Source organism: Kastovskya adunca (assembly GCF_059505785.1).
This window is the reverse complement of sequence record NZ_JCACLG010000056.1, coordinates 10,283-32,498: the sequence shown is the minus strand read 5'-3', so window position 1 is coordinate 32,498 and position 22,216 is coordinate 10,283. Positions and strand designations below refer to the sequence as shown.

At 49.4% G+C, this 22,216-nt stretch carries 11 protein-coding genes; 1 reads left to right on the top strand and 10 read right to left on the bottom strand.

Annotated features, from left to right (window positions below; all coding sequences use genetic code 11):
- Positions 1 to 296: 296 nt before the first annotated feature.
- The 5 genes from AC5JR3_RS20970 to AC5JR3_RS20950 all read right to left on the bottom strand — a co-directional run bounded on the left by AC5JR3_RS20970 (position 297) and on the right by AC5JR3_RS20950 (position 10,140).
- On the bottom strand, positions 297 to 1,553 hold the full coding sequence (locus AC5JR3_RS20970; RefSeq protein ID WP_495848512.1) for a protein kinase domain-containing protein: 1,257 nt from the start codon (positions 1,551 to 1,553) through the stop codon (positions 297 to 299).
- A gap of 129 nt (positions 1,554 to 1,682) precedes the next feature.
- Complete coding sequence (locus AC5JR3_RS20965; RefSeq protein WP_495848511.1) at positions 1,683 to 3,929, bottom strand: serine/threonine phosphatase; 2,247 nt, start codon at positions 3,927 to 3,929, stop codon at positions 1,683 to 1,685.
- Between the two features lie 289 nt (positions 3,930 to 4,218).
- Positions 4,219 to 4,836: a pseudouridine synthase gene (locus tag AC5JR3_RS20960; protein WP_495848510.1), complete on the bottom strand. Its 618-nt coding sequence runs from the start codon at positions 4,834 to 4,836 to the stop codon at positions 4,219 to 4,221.
- A gap of 210 nt (positions 4,837 to 5,046) precedes the next feature.
- Complete coding sequence (locus AC5JR3_RS20955; RefSeq protein WP_495848509.1) at positions 5,047 to 5,943, bottom strand: mechanosensitive ion channel family protein; 897 nt, start codon at positions 5,941 to 5,943, stop codon at positions 5,047 to 5,049.
- A gap of 66 nt (positions 5,944 to 6,009) precedes the next feature.
- Positions 6,010 to 10,140: an SdrD B-like domain-containing protein gene (locus AC5JR3_RS20950; RefSeq protein ID WP_495848508.1), complete on the bottom strand. Its 4,131-nt coding sequence runs from the start codon at positions 10,138 to 10,140 to the stop codon at positions 6,010 to 6,012.
- Between the two features lie 83 nt (positions 10,141 to 10,223).
- On the opposite strand from AC5JR3_RS20950, the gene AC5JR3_RS20945 reads away from it, so the two are divergent.
- Entirely contained in the window at positions 10,224 to 10,367 is a 144-nt protein-coding gene (locus tag AC5JR3_RS20945; RefSeq protein WP_495848507.1) for a hypothetical protein, read from the top strand.
- Here AC5JR3_RS20945 and AC5JR3_RS20940 read toward each other — a convergent pair.
- The 5 genes from AC5JR3_RS20940 to AC5JR3_RS20920 all read right to left on the bottom strand — a co-directional run bounded on the left by AC5JR3_RS20940 (position 10,356) and on the right by AC5JR3_RS20920 (position 21,680).
- The gene (locus tag AC5JR3_RS20940) at positions 10,356 to 12,362 is read right to left on the bottom strand and encodes a hypothetical protein (protein ID WP_495848506.1); all 2,007 of its coding nucleotides are present in this window, start codon (positions 12,360 to 12,362) and stop codon (positions 10,356 to 10,358) included. The two genes, AC5JR3_RS20945 and AC5JR3_RS20940, sit on opposite strands and share 12 nt — an antisense overlap.
- A 388-nt stretch (positions 12,363 to 12,750) precedes the next feature.
- Positions 12,751 to 14,502, bottom strand: coding sequence for a hypothetical protein (locus tag AC5JR3_RS20935; RefSeq protein ID WP_495848505.1), 1,752 nt, complete (start codon positions 14,500 to 14,502; stop codon positions 12,751 to 12,753).
- Positions 14,503 to 14,547: 45 nt separating this feature from the next.
- Positions 14,548 to 16,611, bottom strand: coding sequence for an OmpA family protein (locus AC5JR3_RS20930; protein WP_495848605.1), 2,064 nt, complete (start codon positions 16,609 to 16,611; stop codon positions 14,548 to 14,550).
- Positions 16,612 to 16,932: 321 nt separating this feature from the next.
- Positions 16,933 to 20,766: a TonB-dependent receptor gene (locus AC5JR3_RS20925; protein WP_495848504.1), complete on the bottom strand. Its 3,834-nt coding sequence runs from the start codon at positions 20,764 to 20,766 to the stop codon at positions 16,933 to 16,935.
- The gene (locus tag AC5JR3_RS20920; protein ID WP_495848503.1) at positions 20,763 to 21,680 is read right to left on the bottom strand and encodes a hypothetical protein; all 918 of its coding nucleotides are present in this window, start codon (positions 21,678 to 21,680) and stop codon (positions 20,763 to 20,765) included. Before AC5JR3_RS20920 ends, AC5JR3_RS20925 begins: the two co-directional genes overlap by 4 nt.
- Positions 21,681 to 22,216: the final 536 nt, after the last annotated feature.

The following is a 22,216-nucleotide window of genomic DNA, read 5'->3' as shown; positions in this document are numbered from 1 at the left end:
GTTAGCAAAATAGATTGAGGCGATCGCCTTTATTTGCAAAGTCAATCCCAGTGACAACAGCAAACCGCCTTGCTGCCCAAATCCCCCCTGTCACCGTTTCTAAGTAAATTTACTGGAGTAGGGTACAAACGCAATGCCTCACCTGCTCATCCAAATACTGACTTGGAATTGGCATCGCCTTTCCCTCAATTTCTTCAATAAGCTGTTATCAAATAACCTTGCACATTTTTAAGCTAATAGCTAAAACTTTTATCCCTCCATCCCCTCCATCTCCTGATCACCCATCTCCCAAAACGCTACAGGCAAGCAGCGAGAGCGCGTGACAACTCCTGAGCCGTTTGGTGGCGATCGCGCGGTCTGGGGGCGCATACTCGCTCAATTAATTCCCGTAACTGCGGCGTAATCGTGGGAATCCCTTTAACATCAAAACCATAGCCAGAACCCAGACGACGATAAAACTTGAAAGGGTTGACTCCAGTGAGGAGAAAAATCAGCGTTGGGCCAATTGAATAAAGGTCAGACTGAGTGCAGGGTTGACCCAGATCTTGTTCTGGGGCACTGTATCCCTCTGCACCGATGCGAGTTCCGAGGGGAGTGCCAATTTCTTTCACCGCGCCAAAGTCAAGAACAACCACGCGCTGCTCTCGATGACGAACCATTAAGTTAGCGGGTTTAATATCCCGGTGAATCAATGGCGGATTACAGGAGTGAATGTAGTCTAAAACGTCACAGGTTTGGATCATCCACCCAATCGCCTGCGGGAGGGCAATCGGCCCATGCTGATAAATTCGCTGCTCTAAATCCTGACCATGAATGAGTTCCATTGCCAGGTATTTTTTCCCATCTTCGACAAAGAAGTCATAGTACTGAGGAATCCCTGGATGATTCAACGCCTTAAGGGTACGTGCTTCTCGCTCAAACAGTTCCTGAGCTTTGCTGATTTGTGCCATATCTGCATTCATTTCTTTGAGCACTAGCAAATGCGGATGGGATGACGTTTTCCCCCCTTTTTCCCAGGCTAGGTAAGTTGTCCCCATCCCTCCCTGACCCAGCGTCCGCAGTACCTGATACTGGTGGATAAATCGCTGCACCTCTACCAAAGGTTGCCCGCAGTGAATGCAAAATAAATTACTGGGTGAATTGTCTGGATGGGTACAAGGCACAAAAGAGTGGATTGTTTTCTCCAGTAACTCCTTTGGCGGTGGAGCGCTGGGCGTCGCTGGCGAATCAGGAGCAGTTAATGGCTGGGTTTGAAATTTCAGCAACGGCCCTTCTCTTGCCAACTGAATTAGAGCATCCGCTGGAAGCAGCCCCCGCGACACTAGCACCCCATTGAGAAAGGTGCCATTGGTTCCTTGATTGAGCAGTTTCCAGGCACTATCGGCTGAGGCATTGATTGCCTTTAGTTCCAGGTGATACCGCGAGACTAAGGGATCGTTAATAACGACATCATTATCAGGGGAACGACCAATCCGAATAATCGATTGGTTTTGAAAGTGCCACTGCTGTAAGGGAGTGTGCGCCGGGGGATGTAAAAGTGTCAGCGTGACCATAAATTAGTCATTAGTCATTTAGACATGAATCATTAGTCCGTTATTCATAGTTCATTGCTATTTGCTCATGATTGATTACCAAAATTCTATTCATCAAAGCGTCAATTCCCGCTCTGCCAATCCCCATCTTTAAATTAATTGCTGTCCGTCAAAATTGGGTCGCACTTTGACGCGGATGAGAATAACGGTGATGTTGTCATGACCATTGTGCTCGTTGGCAAGTTCAACAAGTTGCAGAATGCCTTGATCTAAATTGGCACGAGACGAGAGTAAAGGAGCCAGGTGAGTCTGCCAACATGTTTCTAACAGATCGTTGTCCGACAAGCCATCAGAACACAATATAAATAATGTATCTTCATTGAGTTCTAAAAATTGGATGTCAGGGCTGACAAATTGTTCGCTGCGCGGGCCTAAGGCTTGAGTGAGCTGGTAAGCATCGGGACGAGAATAGGCGATCGCGGCTTCTACTCCCCGCCGAATTTCCCGTTGACCGACTTCGTGGTCGGTGGTGACTTGTTCTAAGCCGCGTTTGCGGGTGAGGCGATAAAGGCGACTGTCTCCTACATGGGCGATCGCCACATTGGTATCTTGAATTAAAATCATTGCCAGCGTCGTTCCCATCCGTCCGCTGCCGGTGCTGGAATTTTGCAAGTTAACATCATAAATGGCGTGATTTGCCTGATGCACTGCCTCGCGGATTGTTTCTTCTGTGGGCAACTCATCTTTCCAGCGGTCACTAAAGTAGCGATTTAGACTATCTACTGCCATGGCGCTGGCGACTTCCCCGGCTGCATGTCCCCCCATCCCATCGCAGAGGATGTATAAGCCCCGTGCCTGCAGCGTCCGTCCTATAGGCATTTCCTGCTTTTTGATCGAGGTTTGGATACCGAAGGAGTCTTCGTTGTGGTCTCGCTGCTGACCAATATCAGTGCAACCCGCATCATCGAGACTTAATAACTGCATTGGTAAAATTACTGTCGGCAGATCGTCTGCCTCATTGCTACGCTCGCCCTCCTTGCCTAAGACTCCGGTATTTGCTGGGTTGTTAGATGCTGATGTCATGGACTGAGTGGCTCCTGTAGCGATCGCGGTGGAATTAATGGCTTCGGGAATTGAATCTGAAGAAGATTGTTGTTCGTGGGCGATCGCTTCTAAGTGCGATCGCAATTCCTCGACGGTTTGGATCTCACCACCGTGCAAAGAGCGAAGTAACTGATCGAGGGAGGTAAACTGCGTTCGCTGGGACTGATTGAACAGTTGCTGCCACCTGTTCCCCAAATCCTGAAGCGTTAATACCTGCCCTGGGGCTTCTACATACAAGCGTTGGAGGCTTAAAGACTGGTCTTCATCCACCCGCAAATTGCTCTCTTCCAAGAGACTCTGACGACAGTGCCAAGGTTCTAAAGCTGCCCATAGCTTTGCCATTTCATCCAGCCAGTACAAAAGCTGTAACGTTGGGATATCTTCTTGTCCCCACAACTCAGAGAGGAGTTGGTAATCCGAACGGTCTTCCAGCAATACCACCGCCGTTTGATCCTGCTGCCAAGCATCGTGTACCTCTGGCATGATCGGGTAATAGGAGCCTTGTAGAGCCAGATAAGGTTTAGCGATCGCGGGAATGCCAATCACTCCCCAAGCGTCTGATTCAATTCGTGCCGAAAAACCAGCCGCATCCAAGTTTCCCCCATCGGTTTGTTGCTGCTCCATCAGCGCTTCCAAAAGCGACTTTTGAAACGGTTGAGAGTCCAACACTGGTACGACAACTTCCCCAGTTGTTATCGTTTCAAAGCCTTGAGAAGACAACAGTCGGTAGCGTTGCTGCGTATCTAAAAATGTGACTGCCGTTGTTGAGGCAACAGCATTGTCGCTCCCTGCCACTTCCTGGGAAGCATTCAGACTCCCTTTCTCAGGCATTACAGCCTCTTGATCCTCTGAATCTAAACTTGCCTGATTGAGCGGGACTTGTATTTCTGTTATTTCTTCCGGCTCCGGAAGGGGACTAGTCTCTGAGGTCTTGGAGGTGGATTCCGGCAAAGACTCTAGCGGCGGTAAGGTTTCGTCAGCTTCTGAAATTAAGGGCTGAGGTATTTCTGTTTCTACTTCCGCCGCGTTCTGGGCAACTGGTTCTATTGCCTCTACTGGCGCTTGTGCTTCACCCTCCGCCACCGTCTGTAAGCCTGAGTCTCCTGAGTCTCTAGAAATGATTGCCCACCAGACAGTTCCTGTAAACGCCCCGCAATTTTGGCAATTTGCCGCATTTACCGGGACAAGGGTAGCGCATTCATGACAGGTTTTGTGAGTCAGGGAAGTTCCACATCTTTGACAAAACTTGTTTGTATTGGGGTTTTCAAACTGACACTGGGGACAGATCAACATAATGGAACTTCCTCAAATCCCATCGGGGTTTCTAAATTTTTCTGACAAGTTAACTGCCATCTAGTTTGCCACATCTCCCTATCGCCTCTTGCGTATAAACCATTCTGGTTACATCTTCTTCAGAGTTACAGGATTATGGACAAGGCAGCAACTGATAGCCGTGAAATCTCTCCCCAACCCTGCGGTTATTTATCTAACTTATCTTTAATCTACGCTCACCAATTTACCGAGTCCGGTTGTTGTCACTTTAACCGAACCGAAATCAAACAATGCCACACAAGCTCCCCGATCACATTAGCTTAGATACAGAGAGTCTACACAACTGCAAAAGCCCCTTGAGTTCAGCCGCCGTCAGATCACGCCACTCTCCCGGTGCTAACCCAGTCAAACAGAGGCGGGCGATCGCTACCCGCACCAGCCGCAACGTTGGAAATCCCACCGCCGCCGTCATCCGCCGTACCTGCCGATTGCGCCCTTCCGTCAGCGTCATCTCCAGCCACGCCGTCGGCACAGATAAGCGAAAGCGCACCGGAGGATTGCGCGGTGGTAAGTCCGGTTCCTTTTCCAAAAGCCTTACCTTAGCGGGTCGCGTGCGGTAATCTTGGATCGTCACCCCTTGGCGCAGTGTCTCCATAGCCGCCGCATCAGGAACGCGCTCGACCTGCACCCAGTAAGTACGGGGATGTTGAAATTGTCGATCTGAAAGTCGGTGCTGTAAACGCCCATTATTGGTGAGCAGCAACAATCCTTCACTATCTCGATCCAACCGTCCCACCGGATAAACCGACGGTACCGGAATGTAATCTTTCAACGTTTCCCGCTCAGTTTCTGCCGCTTCCTTGTCGGTAAACTGACTCAAGACATTGTAAGGCTTGTAAAACAAGAGGTAGCGATCGTCATTCGTCATTAGTCAGCAATCAATTATCCATGTCCGTGGTCTATAGATACCCCTTTAGGAGTGATAAAATTTCCTGTTCTTTTTCCTCAACGTCCTCACTTACCTGGTGTGGTTCCTGCTCCGCGATACCCGAATTCTCTAAGAGTTCGGATATCTGAAGCGCTAAATTCTATAGTCACATTTTAGTTTTTTTAAGCTCCCTTTACTGACTAAAACTCCTTACCCTGACTTAGAATCGCCATCATTTGCCGAGCTTGGCAAATAATCATTAAACTTTTGCTGGTCATAGGAGTAAATAGTCCGAATTGGGTAGGGAATATTAATATTTGCCTGGTCAAACGCTTCTTTAATTGCAATAATTGCGTGCGTGCGGACGTAACGCACTTGCGGTTGTCTCGGCGTCGTCCAATAACGCACCACAAAATCAATCGAACTCTCACCAAAGCTAACCAAGTCAATTTCCAGTGGCGGATCAGACAAAACTCCCTCCACCTGTCGAATGGTTTTGTCTAAAATTTCTGCGGCTTCAGGTAGCGAAGTATTGTAATCCACTCCCACTTCCAAATCTGTCCGCCGATATCCGTAAGCCGTTCTTACTTGCACCGCATTGGTAAATACAGTGGAATTGGGTAGCAGTACCCGTTCTCCCCCATAGGTACGAATTTGCGTCGTGCGGATATCAATGCGCTCAACCGTCCCTTCGTAGTCTTCAATCACGATTTGGTCATTAATTTGAAACGGTTCTTGGATGAGCAGCAGTACGCCAGCCAAGAAATTTTTGAAAATGTCTTGGAACGCAAAGCCGATAGCAACCGAACCCAACCCTAAAGCGGCAACAATATCACCTAGTCGCAATCCCGGAAATGCCAACACACTTGCCGTCAAAATTCCCACAACCCAAACCGCAACGTAACTCGTCCGTGCTAAGAGAAATTGCAAGGACTTGCTGCGGACGACTCGAGGACTAACCTGTGACGCCATTCTTTCGGCAAACTCAGCCGCGTAGCTCGTCAAACAGAAAATCACCAAGCCTGCAATCAATCCTGGCAAGAACTCGATGGCAGAACCAATCAGCTCCAAAAAGCTGGCTTGAATTTTATCAATCAAGGCATTCATGAGTTATGGATAGACTTTTTTCACTGCTAATTATGTTCTGCCATCTTAGAGCCACCCAGACAAAAGTTAGTCAATTTTGACTCGGAAGCGTACAAATCCTACATTATTAGGGGCAGTGTTGGTAATATTGCCCAACTGCAAGACGATCGATCCATTGGGGTTGTTCGGATCTGGGCAAGAAGGAGTCGTTACAGGTGCAAGGGGCGAGAAAAATCTCCCTTTGTCGGTATCCGAGGCATTAGATTGCGGTGCATCCACCCCATCTTGACGTAACAAAATCCCTCTACCTCCACCAAAACTATTGGGCAGAAAGGTTGTCCCGGTAGGGATTGGGTCGCAGAATCTTACATTGTTAGCTGGAGTACCGCCATCGGAGAGGAAGTAGATCGTGTACTCCACCTCATCGCCACTTTGCAAAGCATTGTCCTCTAGTAATCGGATCGCTCCCACTGGTGACAGTTGAGAAAAGCCTGAAGCATTGTCATTAGTGGTATTGGAATCATCCACAAAGCGAGTGAAATCCACCCCACTGATAGGAACGCTATTGCGAGTGACATTGGTAATGCGCTTGACTAAGCGGAGGTTGCCAGCAGCGGTTGTACCTGGTTGGAGACCAAAATCAAGATTGTTGACCGTTTGATTGGCTGTAGCTGTCACTTGGATAGAGGCGGTACCCGTTGTCAGGGTAAAGCCAGGAGGGGGACTTACCTCGACAAAATACGTCCCTTCTGCCAGACCACCGAAGCGATAGTTCCCGTTAGCGTCGGTGGTAGTGGTGGCAATAACGTTGCCGTTAGCGTCCTTTAGGGTTACGGTGATGCCGCCACGTCCCGTTTCGCCCGGATCTAGAGTTCCGTTGCCGTTAATATCGTTGAAAACTAAGTCTCCAAGGCTGACTCCGGGTTGGCGGAAGCCGAAGTCAATGTTACTGACAGACTGATCGGGATTCAGGGTAACAGGAAAGGAAGAATTTCCCGTGGTCAGGGTAAAGCCAGCCGGGGTCGTCGCTTCAACGATATAGTTACCAGGGGGCAGATTGGTGAAGCTATAGTTGCCGTTGGCGTCAGTGGTGGTTGTGGCGATCGCCGTGCCGTTAGCATCTTTCAAGGTGATGGTGACGCCGCCAATGCCGCTTTCTCCAGCATCCTGCGTGCCATTCCCATTGGCGTCGTTAAAAACCAAGTCCCCAATTGTACCTGCTGCCCGGAAGCCAAAGTTTGCTAAGGAGAAGTTGGGATTATTGTCATTGAGCGTGACCGTCAGTCGATCGTTGTTGGTTGTGAGGGTAAAGCCAGTAGGGTCGGTAATATCGACAATATAGGTACCAAATGGTAGCTCTCTGAATAAGTAGTTACCATTGGCGTCAGTTGTAGTGGTGGCAATAACATTCCCATTCGTATCTCGCAGGGTTACCGTGACACCTGGGAATCCTGTCTCGCCAGCATCTTGAGTGCCGTTACCGTTCAAGTCCCGAAAAACAATGGTGCCGATTGAGCCGTCAGGTTGACGGAAGCCAAAGTCAGCATCGTCAACGCTTTGATTGGGTTCTAGGGTAATCGGGCTAGGGGCAGGAGTTGTGGCAGTGAAGCCAGCCGGAGGGTCGGGAACTTCAACGGTGTAAGTTCCTGGTAGGAGATTGGTGAAGTTGTAGTTGCCGTTGGCGTCAGTGGTGGTTCTGGCGCTCTCCGCTCCGTTAGTACTCAAAATAACAGTAACGCCGCTAATACCGGGTTCGTCTGGGTCTTGAATGCCATTGCCATTGGTGTCATTAAAGACGCGATCGCCAATCGAACCGTTAGGCTGACGGAAGCCAAAGTCGGCACTATCAATGTTCTGACCCGCTGCTAGGGTAATTGAACCAGGGGCAGTCGTGGGAGTGGCATTGAAGCCAGTCGGAGGATTGGGAACTGCAACAGTGTAGGTACCTGCTGGGAGATTATTAAATGTATAGTTCCCGTTGGCGTCAGTTGTGGTTGTAGCAATAACGTTCCCATTCGCATCCCTGAGATTAATCGTGATGCCACTGATGCCCGGTTCTCCTGGGTCTTGTACCCCATCGCCGTCAATGTCGTTAAAGACGAGATTGCCAATAGAGGCATTGCTCTGACGGAAGCCAAAGTCAACATTGTTAACGGCTGCTCCGGCTGCCAAATTCACAAGGAAAGGGTCGTTTCCCGTCGTGATTGCAAAGCCCGCTGGGTCAGTAACACTGACGGTGTAGCTACCTGCGGGTAGACCTGTAAATCTGTAGTTGCCATTAGCATCGGTGGTAGTTGTGGCGATCGCCGTGCCGTTGCTATCCCTCAGGGTAACGGTGATGTTGGCTAAACCGGGTTCTCCTGGGTCTTGCGTACCGTTGCCGTTTAAGTCGTTAAATACTAAGTCGCCAATTGAGCTATTCGTCTGGCGATAGCCAAAATCAGCACTGCTTACGGTTTGACCGGAAGCGAGGTTGATTGTTAGGGATTGGTTATTCGTGGTGAGAGTAAAGCCAGCCGGATCGGTGACGGTTACGGTGTAGCTACCCGCTGGCAGGTTTGTAAGGTTGTAGTTGCCATTAGCATCGGTGGTTGTCGTGGCAACTACATTACCGTTGCTATCCCTCAACGTAATAGTGACATTGGCTAAACCGGGTTCTCCTGGGTCTTGCGTGCCATTCCCGTTGGAATCGTTGAAAACGCGATCGCCAATTGAACCTGTCACCGCTGTGGTAATTGTCGTCGTTTTCGGAATGGACTGGATGGTATTACTCGCAGGATCGACCTTGTTATCCATGAAGGAAACGGCATTAATCTGAGTCGTGTCAGCCGTTGTTGCTCCTAGATTGGGGGTAACGCGAAGAATAAAGTTTCCCGTTTGTCTTGGGGTCAAAATCCCTGTATCTGGCACTCCATCGCCATCAGTATCGGGTAAAGGATTACCTGCACTATCGAGCAATTGCACGGTGTAATTGGGATTTGTACCTGAAGTCGTGAGATTAAAAATATCGTTGGTAAAAAAGTTATTGGTGATGGTAAAGGGATGATCGACAGGCGTACCAATTGTCGTTGAGCGAGTGTTATCGTCTGGAGCGGTAATTGTGAAGTTTCCAGCAGTAGTGGGGCGTCGGTCGTACAAGGGTAGGCGTGCGCCATCCCCATTTGCCTCAAAAAGAGTCTGGTTATTGTTTGTAAAGTTAGCGATCGTTAAGCCCCAGATTCCAGCATCTCCACCCGTCGCTGATTTAGTATTGTTGGCAATTACGGTATCGCCGCCTGTGTCCAAGCTTCCATTAATACCATTCCAAACTCCATTATCTGATGTTGTCCCTTGTACAACCCCGCCTGTCGGTGGGATATAAGTTACGGTTCCTCCATTATCCAGATCAAAATTTCGTAAGAATAAATTACTTGTTCCATTAGCCGTCGGACCAACTAGAAAGTAGAACGGAATAGTTAGGTTTTCGCCAGTATTTTGCTGCACCGTACCTTGGAAGTTACCAACTAGTCCGCCACTTTGAGAAACAACAACTCTAAAGGTGTTGTCATCGTTGTTAAGGTTATTAGCATTGTTGGCAAAAATTGGCAAAGCTCCAGTTTCGCTGGTAACTTGGTAAGTGCCGGGTGTCGTGACTGTAAAGACAACAGTTGTCCCATCAGGAGCACCTGTCCCAGTTGCTGTCCCCACAGTTTGACTTGGGAGAATTGTTGTGCCATCGGCTGCACGTAATTCAAAGCGAGTGGGATCGCAGCTACTCGCTGGGGGACAACTTCGATTGCCAATTGCTTGATTGTCAATTTCATCCAAGGCTCCGTTACTCTCTGCATCCTGAACAGTAATTGTGACGCTACCACCTCCCGCTGCGAGCATGGCTGGGGTAATGCTGACACTAATGCGATGAATCCTGTCAGTGCTGGCACTAGTTGCTGTCGTATACCAATCACCAACTGTAGGAGCGCGAGATGGTCCGCTAGTTTGGAAGTTTAGCCCGTTCACCGATGGGAAAACGGTTTGAGCCAGGGTAGTGCGGGGAAATCCGATTAAGGCAGCTAGGAGTGCAACGCTGCTAGGTAGCCAGAACCAGAATCGGTGGGGGATGCCAGTCAACGATTGGTAAACTACTGGGCTGATACCTGGCTTAATCAAAACACTGGGGATGGGAAAAATACCGGACTTACGAGACGACATGGCATCCTGGTTCTGTATAAAATCACTCACGAATTCAGCGGGTGGTAGATCGCTGCTCAATGCCGATTCAGAGTCAATTTCTACTCAAGCAAACTTAGTGGCAGAAGCAATCCGTGTTTTCCACAGGTTTAGGCGATCGCGTGTTAAGTCTTGCTGCACTATCTCTTGAGACGCAGGACAAAACCGCCGAAGCGGGTAGCGAAAGGTACATTGCTAAACGCGATCGCACTAAAAATCTGAGAAAGTTAATCAATTAGCACTCGAAAACGCATAAACCCAAAGTTACTCCCTAGCTTATTTGAGACTTCACCGAGATTCATCAACACCGCACCATTAGGGTTACTGGCGTCTTGGCAACCATTTCTATTAGGGAGGGGAGTCAGAGGCGAGAAGAAGCTTCCGGCGTCCGTATCTAAGGCATTGGTTTGAGGGCTAACAAGTCCAGCACGATTTAATAAAATACCTTGCTCTGAGCCAAAACTATTATTGACGAAGGTAGTTCCGGTAGGAACCAAGTCACAGACATTCACTGCTTGGAGTGGTTCGCCACCATCCGCCAGGTAGTAGATGGTGTATTCCACTTCATCTTGGCTTTGTAATTCAATCGCTGGATCGATCTGCGTCACGCCTACAGGCAAAAGTTGAGAAAAACCCGGAGCATTGTCATTGGGGTCGTTAGGATTGTCAACAAAGCGGTCAAAGCCGATGCCACTTAAGGGAACACCGGCTCTTGTCGCCGCTGTAATTCGTTTGACTAGACGCAGTGCTTCAGGTTCAAGACCGTCAGCAACAACTATCGTTTCGTCTGTTGTCGTGTTGTTCTCTGGGTTAAGATCCGCCGGATTGGTGATCTCTCCTAGGTTGGTGTAAGTGCCAGGAATATCCGTTACATTCACCTCAATGACGACTGATTGGCTTTCACCAGGAGCGAGGGGCGGGTCTGATGCCGGGTCTGCTGAACGGGGGTCGCCTTCATAGACACAAGTAACAGTTCCTGGTGGGTTTTCAGAACAATCCCAACCCGTACCCCTAAAGGAGGAAAGACTGAAGCCAGGAGGCAAAGTATCTCTGATAATCAGAGGTCCATAGGTCGGACCATTACCGATATTCGTCGCCGTTAAGGTGTATTCGCCTTTCCCCCCAGCAATGAAATTGCCAGCATGACTTTTAGTAATTTCCAGGTCAGGTTGCGGTGCGGTAGCAATAGTTTGAATTCTGAGGTTGCGGACTTCATGAATATTTGTTGCGCCCCCAGTTGAGCTAGCAAAACCAAACTTGAAGTTGCTAGGAGGATTAGCTTGATCAGGGAAACTAAGCAAGCTAATTCCAGGAATGACAGTTTGGAATTGACCATCACCAAAGGCAATTGCAACGGAGAGGTCGAAATTCTGAGTCAGCACGATCCTGACTCGGCGTCGTGCAATCTCGCGATTAGGTGCGTTGGGAACGTCGATACCTTCGGATAATTCCCCTGAGTTGGCGAGATAACAGTATCCTGTTAGCCCACTCCCCGATCCCCTAACCGTTACAGAATCGAGGACTCTTTCAGCATTAGGAGAGGAATTAGTACAGCCCTGACCCCGGCTTACTCTCTCTTCAACATCTCTAGCAAAGTTACCAAATTCATCGAATCCCACACCAACAAAAGCATTAGTTAGACCAGGTAAAGTGGGTGGAATAGGAAGACCCCCAGGCAAAGGTGCATCCCTAAGAGGTATTAATTGAGCGTAGCCAAGGGAGCCACCAAATCCCCCAGGTACAGGTGCGTTGGTAGAGCCATCGAATAGGAAAAAAGTGATTCCGTCTGCCTCACTACCACCTGGCTCTATTGGAGTACCGCCGTAGGAAAAATAGTCGAAGTTAATTTCTAGCCCAGACCCAGCAGGAATGGGAAAGTCATAGAAAGCAAAGGCAGCTTGGTTTCTCTCGGCGGTCGTTATTCTCAAAGCTCCCGAGCCTGGTTGATCGAGTGTAGTCGGACAGGCAGGAATTGAAGATGGCGGCGTAGTCGCATTACCTGCCGTTAAGCAGGCGATCGCGGCGTCATTCACCGCACCAACTGACCATCCAAAGCTGGTTGGCTCTTTAAATTCCTCTTCAACTAGAAGGGTTTGGGCGGCGACATGGGAACTACTCGTTGCTATTAGCAGAAACATGCCACCACTTAGCCAGCTTCTTTTCTGAGCAAAGACGATGGGAAGAAAAGCTTTACTTAGTACTTTGGCAATTTGCTGGCTGATGATTGGGGGCATGGGAGAAAAGAAGAACTCATAAGGGTATACAGTCGAGTTGGCAGCAAGCGTTCTTTGTCAGTTTTTATTTTTCAAAGATGATTGCTCAACGTTTTTGAAAATGTATTCAAAAAGGCGATCGCTTGCTTGAGCAAACACAAATCCGCTTGATTGTTCAAAGTTTAGTAATGACTAGTTAACTAAGACTCCAGACAATCGGTATCCAACATAGATTCCCGTCAATTTCTCAGCAATGACTCTTAAGTCATAAGCGATCGCACTCCTCAGCTTTACTGTGGTTATTGACTCCGATGCACCCCAAATCGCGACTATCTTTAGAAATTTGACGTTTTTTACTTAATTAAACAATCGAGACTTTTTGTTTATTGGTAACTCATGACAATTAGCTTTAGTTGACTCGAACTCGGAAGCGAATAAACCCATAGTTATCCCCAGGGTCGCTAGAAACTTCACCAAGATTGACTAAAACTGCCCCATTCGGATTGCTGGGGTCTGAACAAGCACTACTGCTGGGTAGGGGGTTCAGAGGGGGGACAAAACGTCCACTATCGTTATCCAATGCATTCGTAAGGGTGGTGGTGGTTCCCGCTCGATTTAAAACAATACCCTGCTGGGGTGCAAAACTATCGCGAATAAATGTAGTTCCAGCAGGAATCAGGTCGCAGACATTGACAGCCGTTGCGTCTGCGCCACCATCGGAGAGGAAATAAACTGTGTACTCCACTTCATCACCACTGTTGACAGCAGTATTGTCAAGGTTAACAATCCCTCTGGGAATTCCTGAGGGCGATCGCTCACTTGGAGGCAGTTGAGACCAGCCTGCTGCGGTGTCCTCCGGGTCGTTGGGGTTATCTTGACCCTCGTTGAAGTTGACACCACTCAGGGGAGTGCCGCCTCTAGTTACTGATGTAATGCGCTTCACCAATCGCAGGTTTGGCTCAATCGTTGTGATCCGAAAGGCGCGGATTTCGTGAATGTTAGTTTGACCTCCGGTGGAAGCGGCAAAACCAAATTTGAAGCTCGACGGAAAAGGCGGTTGACCCGGTGCTGTGTTCAAGTCGTATTCTTCAAGTACAGGTACAAAACCTCTACCATCAAAGAAATTTATCTCCAGAGAGATGCGGTTATTAGGAGTGAGCGTAAGCCTCACTCGTCTGGGTGTGGTTTCTGGACGAGTCGTTACATTGGGGAAGTCCAATGTAGGCAGCTCATTCGGATCGGTGCCAGTTAAGTATTGGTATCCTGTCAATCCACTACCCGCGCCTCTAAGGGCTACTGAATCAGGGATTTGTCCTGGACCACCAATTTTGCCGTTATCGTTGGGATTAGAAAAATTACCAAACTCATCAAATCCAATGCCTACATAACCACCAACGAGTCCAGGAATGTCTCGCTCGCAATTGCCAGAACTTTCCAAGCAAAACGCATAGCCTAGGGAACCCCCAAAGGCACCTGCTTCATTGGGTGATGCATTACCATCAATGAGGAAAAAACTCAAGCCATCGGCTCCAGTTCCGCCATAGGAGAAGAAGTCAAAAAGCACCACAAGCCCCTTACTTGAAGGAATGGCTTCCTGGAAAAAAACAAAGCCTGCTTGATCTTTTTCACGGTTAGTGAGTCTCAGAACGCCCGACCCAATCGGGTCTAAGGGACCATTAGGACAAGCGCCAATGTCGGTAGGTGACTGGTCATCAGGGGATCTGGCAGTTAAGCAAGGCAGAGCCTCAACGTTGGCGGGGTTAGCCACGCCCACCTGCCATCGGGACGTGGTGTTAGTCTGAAACGGCTCTTCGACTAAAACATTTTGAGCAGCTACGGGGGAACTAAACAGCCCCAAGAGCAAAAGGCTAGCGAATCCGGTGAGGTAGGGGTGATACCAAATCCATTCAGAAAACCCCTTTATTCCTGAAGAAGCAGGGGGGCAGGGGGGCAGGCTTCGACGTGAGACTTCGGCGTGAGCGCGGTTCCTGAGCACTTCGACAAGCTCAGTGTTCCACCTGCCGAAGGGCAGTCGAACGCTCAGCCGAACGGGAGCAGGGGAGAAAAATACCAAGGGGGCTATCAATGCGGATTTGGTATGAGAAGGAATGGTATCGAAAGAACGCGATCGCTCCACTTGCTGGCTAATGATTGAGAACATGAGTCGGACGAGTAGATGGCATTAAGTCGTGGCGAAGTTGTGATGCTACCTTGTGCCTCTAGGGGGTTCCAGTTGCAGGTCGGTTTCCTGGGTTTCAAAGATGATGTCCAGACCTCTGGTGTCTTGGAAGATTAATTCAACGCGGCGATCGCGGGCAAAATCTAGACGGGTTTCCCCGGTGGTGCGGCGTTCCATTTCTCCTTGAGAGCGAATCGTCAGCCGTTCTGGAGCAATTCCCTGACGCAGCAGGTAATTACGGGTAGCTAAAGCCCGACGCTCTCCTAATGCTTGGTTGTAGGCAGCACTAGCACGGGGGTCAGTGTGACCGACAAGTTCCACCGTCAGGAAGGGATATTCCCGCAAAACAGCAGCAATTTGGTCGAGAATGGCGGCACTCTCAGCACTGATGGTGGATTGGTCGAGGGCAAAGTGAACATTCCTCGGCACCCGCAGCGTTAGGGGTTCGGGTGGTGGTGGTGGTTCCTCCGGTGGTGGTGGCGGGGGTGCAGGTCGTGTTGTGCATTGCGGGGTGACAGGTGGTGTGGGTGCGTCTGAGCCGGGGGGAACGCTACCATCAGGAAACTGTACTAAGGTATTGAGGGCAGGTTCAGAGGTGCCGAACTGGGGGTGAGTCGCGATCGCACTAACTTGTTCTCCCGGTTGCAAGTTATCAATCGTTACGCTAAAACGTCCCTCAGCATCCGTTTCTACCTCGGTCAGTGGCTCGCTTAATGGCCCTCTGGAAATAGGAGTCCTTTCAGTAACGCGGTAAACTTCCACGCGGGAACCTGGCTCTGCCCTACCAAAGAGCTGCACGCCTGAACCCAAGGCAAATAATTCCCTCGTCCCAAATTCTGGCGCATTGATTGCCGAATTACCTGTTTTTTGGCGATCGTAGGCAGAATTCCGTTGAGGGTTGGCACCATCGCCGCGTTGGTAATGGATCGGCTCCACATGTTGTTCGGTGATCAGGTCAATACTCAGCCCTTCGAGTTCGGCAAAGCGATTGCCTTGAATTATGTTGCGATCGCTCTTCGGATAAGCCGTCACCACAACTCCTGGCCCTGTTTGGTTGCGGATTTGGTTGCCAACCACCTGATGCTCGTCCCCCATCAGGTACACCGCCGCGCGGCGAAATCTTCTGCCGTTAAAGGTAATTTGGTTATCCCGAATCTCTACAGAACCTTCAGGTTTAAAGAGATACACCCCACTACCATCGTTGCCACAAATCAAATTGGACGTAATTTGCGAATCATTAATGACGCCTTCTAAGCGAATCCCATCCGGCATTCCGGCAATCCCATTACCGACAATAATGTTTTCCGTTACCAGCAAATTATTTGCCCGCACGGAGGTAATAATCCCACTGCCATCGTGCTGAGAAATGCGGTTGCGGCGGATAGTCGTACCGAGGCTATTAAAGACGGATACGCCAAAAGCTGAGAATTTGGGAGGCATCTGCTCGTTCGGAGGGATTCCTAGCCAATTTTGCTCAATTACCACATTTTTCGGCGGAACATCCTCCTCAGAGAAGGGAAAGGCATTATTCGGGGGTTGCTGCTGACTAATATCTGGAGGGGGATTGCGATGGGCAATGAAAATATCCGCAGGCGGTGTACTTAGGGTTGCCCCCCGCTTCTCGCTGAAGCCATAAATGCTTAACCCCCGGACGGTGACATTGTCGGCGGTGATGGTTAATCCGCGCAAAATGTCAATACCCGGTGCAGGAGTAATTTCGACAACCGGAATCGGAATTTCAATTTCTGCGGTGGCGGATTGGGTGGCGTCGTATCCCGGTTGGGTAGTGCCGTCGATTACCAATCCTGGTGTTTCCAGGGGGGGCAATATTTCCTGGAGTTGGATAATTGTTTGTCCGGCTGGTAAATCAAACGCAATCAGAGGAGATCCAGAACTGAGCGGTTGAATTTGCCCTTGTTCGGCAGCACTAAGTTGTTCAAGGTTGAGTTGCCCATTGACGAAAGCGATCGCTTCACGCAATGTCAAGGCATCATCCGGTTGAATGGCTCCATCTTGGTTGCCATTAACAACAACACGGGTTGCTGTCTGAGCGCTGGCGAGGGAAGGAAACAAGACGATAAGGAAAAGGATGAAGGATGAAGTATGAAGGATGAAAGGATTTTTTTCTCTTGGTAGGGCTGTTTTATTTTGAAGAGACCTAACATCCTCTCTACTCCCTTTCCTATGAAGGAAGGAGTTTTCATACTCTCCTCTTCTACAAGGAGAGGGGTTGGGGGAGAGGTCAAAACTCGGAGAAAATGAGGCATTTTTAGAACCTGAAACTGCCCTGTTTTTCCTTGGGGTAGGAGTTTTGAAAAAATCTAATTCTTTTTCGTCCATAAGGGACGAGGCATGTAACCAAAAACGCATTTCATCCTTCATCCTTCACACTTCACACTTCTTAAATAATTGCTACTCATTCGGAGTATTGGCAGCAGGTGCCTCAATCGCTACAGGTTGCACTTGGGACTCTTGTTGTTGAGGTGGCGAAACTCTCTGTCGCCCAAACCCACCAAAGAGTTCGTTAACTTTGAAGGTTATCCCTAGATAAGGGCCGCCTTCTGAGCGATACCCAGTAAAGTCCCGGTCATCCACACTGCCAAAGCTGTACCCGAGATAGAGTCGCAAATCGGGCGATAGGTAATACCCAGTTTCCAGGGCAACACCAAATTCGTTGAAGTTTTCTGAAGGCTGACCGATCCAGCGTCCTTCAACGGCTAAATCCATGCGGTAGTTAAGACGGTAAGCTGCCCGCAGTTGCGTTAAAAATACGCTTGAAGAGTTGCTGAAGTTATCAGCTAAGAACGTGGTACTCGTGCGAAATGCCCCTTTCCCGTAAAACTCCCAGCGCCAATTGGGAGAGTAGATGGCTTCCCCAGCGACGAGGTGTTCCCTAGAACCCGTACCACTGCCAATCAGCAAGGTTTCGGGAATCGTGGAGGGATTTTTGCGGTATTCGTAGCGGAAAAGAGCATTCCAGCGATCGCTAAAGGGATTGCGGTACGCTAAACCGAGTCTCAGGGTTGCCGAATCTCCCAGTCCCTCAATCAGTTGGTTAGAGAAGTTCGCCTGTTCGTAACTGGCAAGGGCAGTCAGAGCGGGGGAAAGTTTACCCGCCGCAGCGGCACTGATAACGGTGTTGTTGTTCCCTGATCCTGTGCGATGCTCGAAACGAGCTGAGGCTTTAAAGTCAGGGCTTTCGGTGTATTCCAGCCCGACGCTGTAGGTATCACCGCCAAAAAGTCCTAACGAGGCGGCAGTTTGACCAACGGCATAGGGTTGGGGAAAGCGTTCTCCCGCTGCCGTGGGGGTAAAGATATCGTTGAAGATATGCTCATAGCCCAGGTTCAGCCTCAGTCCTGGAGCAATCACCCAACCGTGATTGAGACCAATAGCTCCCTGTCCGGTGACGCGCCCGAAGCCGCTAATTACTGAGTACCGACCTGTAACAACAGTGTTTTCACTAAAGCGGTGTTCGACAAGGGTGTCGAGGCTGGTAATGGAGTTGTCATCAAATAAGCCGCCGTCGAAGAACTGGTGAGCTAGACGTAGGGTGACGCCGGGATGAACTGCCCAATCTAAGCCAAAGGTAGTGCGATCGGGATAGAGAGGATCGCTAGACCCCAAGTTCAGTTCATTCTGGGCGCGAAAGGCTAAAGAGGGCGTAATCGGGATGCCTAGGCGGGAAACCAGTTGGCTGGCGTCGCCTTGAAACAGGTTGCTAACTCGGTCTTCGCGGGAGCGGTTAACGTAATCAACCCCCAAACTGGCGTTGCCAATTTGTTGCTGAATTCCTGCCCGAATCGTGGTGAGTTCATTGTCTACCCGTGTTCCAGGAAGGGGCACCGGGACGGGGTTAAATAGATCAAAGAAGTCTGTCCGCACGGCGGGGGCGATGCCGAAGTTTTCTTCGTGGTCGTACCCAACTTGTAGACTGGTAGTGGAGGTAACTTGAGCGGCGATCGCTGCCCCGTATCTGGTTTGTCCTGGCGTAAAACTGAAGGTGGCATTATTAGCAAAGCCTTCTTCTACTGAGCGGTAGTAAGCGCGACCGTTTAAATTCCCCAGAATACTGCCGTAAAGTTCAAAGCGGTAGGCGGAACCGGAAACATTGCCCAGAAATGGAGAATTATGGGTGGAATGGGCGTATTCTCCAATAAATTGCCCGTTTCTCCCCAAAGGCACTAGAAAATCGGCACCATATAGCTCAAAGTCTTGTGTACCCTGGTCTTCTTGCAGGTAAGTTGCCCCAATCCAGCTTTCTAAGCCGAACTCCTGGGAGAAGTTGTATTGCAGCCGTCCGCCGTAGATATCGGTATCGTCGCCCTCGATGCCTTCGTGCTGATAGGTAACGACAATCCGTTGCACTAGCGTTGTTGCACCAACGGCTCCCTCAGGCACGTTTTCTCTGGGTTCGATGACATCTGTACCAAAGAAGTTAAATTTTGTTGCCTGAATGGGACGCCGGAAGAGCAAGGTGCCGCGATCGTAGTCAATCTCGTAGTCGGGCCCGCGTCTTAGAGGTCTGCGCTCAACAACGGTTCCCGGACGATTGAGTTCTTCAGTTTCGATAAAAATGTTCTCGCTTCCTTCCACCAACAGGCGTCGTGAGAGGAAGTAGTAGCCACTGGTACCGTTGGGAACAATCGTGTCTCGCTGGAACCCCTGAACGTCAGGGCTGTAGAAGGCAGTAAGTTGGAGATTTCCAAAGTTGTAGTTGCCTTTAAAGCCATGTAAGGCGCGAGTGGTTGCAGAAAAGAGTTGCGATGCTCTAGTTAATTCTTGGGTGTTGTAGTCTCCCCACATCACATAATCCGGTTCGGCACCCGGAACGGGGGAGGTACGCTCGAAGCGCAGGTAGACACTATCTTTAGAAGGCGTCAGATAATCAACGTTAGAGCTATCACCATAGACAGGATACTGTTGTTCGCAAAACTGCGGGCCCCGAAATAACCGGGTTATGCCATCACAGGTTTCATTTAAGGGACGTTCGGAGTTATAAGCCCCTGTAAAGAGCCATTCCCCTATTCGCCCAGTCGCAAAAACCGCGCCCTCTAAATCAACCTCAGTGCCATCGTCAATGAGATCGGGGTTGAGAAATTCCCGGCGGCTTCCCCAGAAGTCTGTTCCTGACTGCCCAATCCGCAAGTTAACTACACCACTTACCAAAGAGGGGCGAAGATTGGTGATGAACTCAACTTGGGTGTATGCCTCAAGTGTTGAGGGAGCCGGAACCAAGGATTCCTGAATTTCTACTTCCTGCTCTTCTACAGCCGCACGGATGCGAACCTTTTGGGCGTCTAAGGTCGATTGCAATCGAGCGCTGAATTGTCCTTGTCTAGCAAGGGTCTGAAACCCTGGCTGGTCTTCGTCTTGGTCGGCATCTACAAACTCACCCGCACTAGCGGTTAAGGTGACTTCGACATCTTCAGCGATCGCTTGACCGTTTTCGTCAGTAAGTTGTCCGGCAATGGTGATGATGGAGCGACCATCCGCTACGACGCGAGGGTTGCCAACAGGAGCAACGTTGAGGCGAATGGCAGTGTCTTCAACGTCTAACTCAACGCTTGCAGATGTTCCGTTGTTGCCTTGGACAGTGAGGATATTTTTACCCGCTTCCAAAGGGATGTTGTACCAACCCTGAGTAATCAGATTCTGCGTCTCGTCGCGCTCAATTTGGGTAGGGGTTTCCGGGTCGATAGGGTTCTGGTTGACGCTGACTTCTATTTGAGTATCTGCGCCGTATTGGACGACTAGATTCGTCGATCGCGTTCCTGCAATGCCGGATTGGGGGCTGAGGATGCGAATTCCTTGCTGGGCAAGGGTTTGGCTGAGTGCTGGATTGGCTTCCTCTGTTTGAGGGGTGGGAAGAATGTCAATGGGGCGATCGCTTTGAGCCTCATCAGCGAGGGGTTCTACCTGATCTATCTCTAAGCTGGATGCCTCAGGATCTTCGGAGACTGGCACCTCTACCGCTGTTGGCACTGTCTCTGAAATGGCGGTTGAGTCAGATTGAGTAATCGCCTCGGTTATTTGTGGGGCGATCGCGTTTTCGCTAATCTGGTTTTGGCTGTATAGGCGATCGCTAATGTCTGCACTGGGTGCATTCTTCACCTCTTCAGCCGGAGCTGGGAGAACCCCTATTACTCCGAGTAGTGTTGAGAACAAACCGATCGAAAGCGGCGAGAACTTGGCATTTAGCCGCAAAAACTGCTGATTACCACTCTTTTGATTTAAATCTTTCATTGCTGTTCCTCCCCATAGGCAGGTGTCACAGCAAAGTTCATCCGTGCCATACCTCCCGGTGCTAGACGTACCAAACGAGACTGACTGTTGCCTTCAATAAAGTAGAGATTCGGTGCCAGTGCGTACCCTGGCAAACTGCTGAGATCCAGCGTACCTGTGCGATTGCCAGCAATGACATTCGCTAAAGAAAATAACCCATTCGCATCCGTGGTGATGCGGTTGCCGTCATCCATGAAAATGACCGCATTGGGTACCCCAGGCTCTCCCGGTTGCTGTTCGCCGTCAAAATTTTTATCCACAAACACTCGCCCTACTAGGGTGCCGCAATCAGACAAGATTCCTTCGCCAATCCGCAGCCGGTAACTAGCCATGTTACTTCTAGGTTCAACTGCGGTATTTCTGCCATCACCCCGCACCGCATCGGGTGTCACAACAGCGGCATAAACCACGTTCAACGTCTGATTGGGTGCCAAACTCGGATAATTAAACGTAACTGTCCGGTTGGATGCCGTTATCGGTGGTAAGTTGATTGGGGCTGTAGTCGTTCCTGTAGTTAAGGAACCTTGTACAGAGTCAGGGACTATCCGCAGACCTAAAGGCAGTGTATCGGTGAGGCTAATATTACTAGCGGCAATAGTACCAGTGTTTCTTAAAGCCAGACGATAAACGACCGTATCACCCGGTTCTGCTGCTGCACGGTCAGCGGTTTTGAGGAGTTCTAGCGTCGCTTGAGTGGCGGTGAGAGAGGTTTCGTTGGAGGTGACAGTTGTCGGTGTAACCTCGCCAAAGGTTGCTGAAGCGGTATTGGTAATTGGGTCGGCGGCAATTGGCAGTGCTATAGAGACAACACATCCAGTTAGGATAACTGTCCATAGTTGGTAAGCACACCCCAGCTTCTGTATCAGGGATTTCATTGGTAGACACAGCTAAAGAAACGGTTCTTTGATTGCTCAAAGCTTGTAATAGTAGATGCCCTGATGATCTATATAGTTAATGCAATTTCCCTGATGATCGGCTTGTGGAAAGAATAAGCCCCTACGAGAATACACGGCTTTGACTAATTTTCACAAGCAAATTATCAAAAAAATTCTACATAGCCCTGTAGTTTTACGTAGATGACATGATAAGGCGAAAACACTTATTTGTTAACTTTTCAATTCAAAAAAGTGGGGAATTGTCAACTAGTCAGCTTAAAATACCTCTCCTCGGAAAAAAAGATTTCCTGACAAGAGAAGGTAAAGCGGTGTAAACCTCAAAGAAGTTACTGCTGATAGGTTCGGCAGCTTAGTCAGTCAAGATTATAACCAAACTGAAGTATTATTCGATACAGTTTCATAAACTCGTTACAAGAGCACCCCAATCCATCCTTCCCAAAAAAGAGGTTAAAAGTAGCACCTCAGTTAGTGAATTGGGAAATTCTATAAATTAAAGCCCTGTATCTAACTAACAC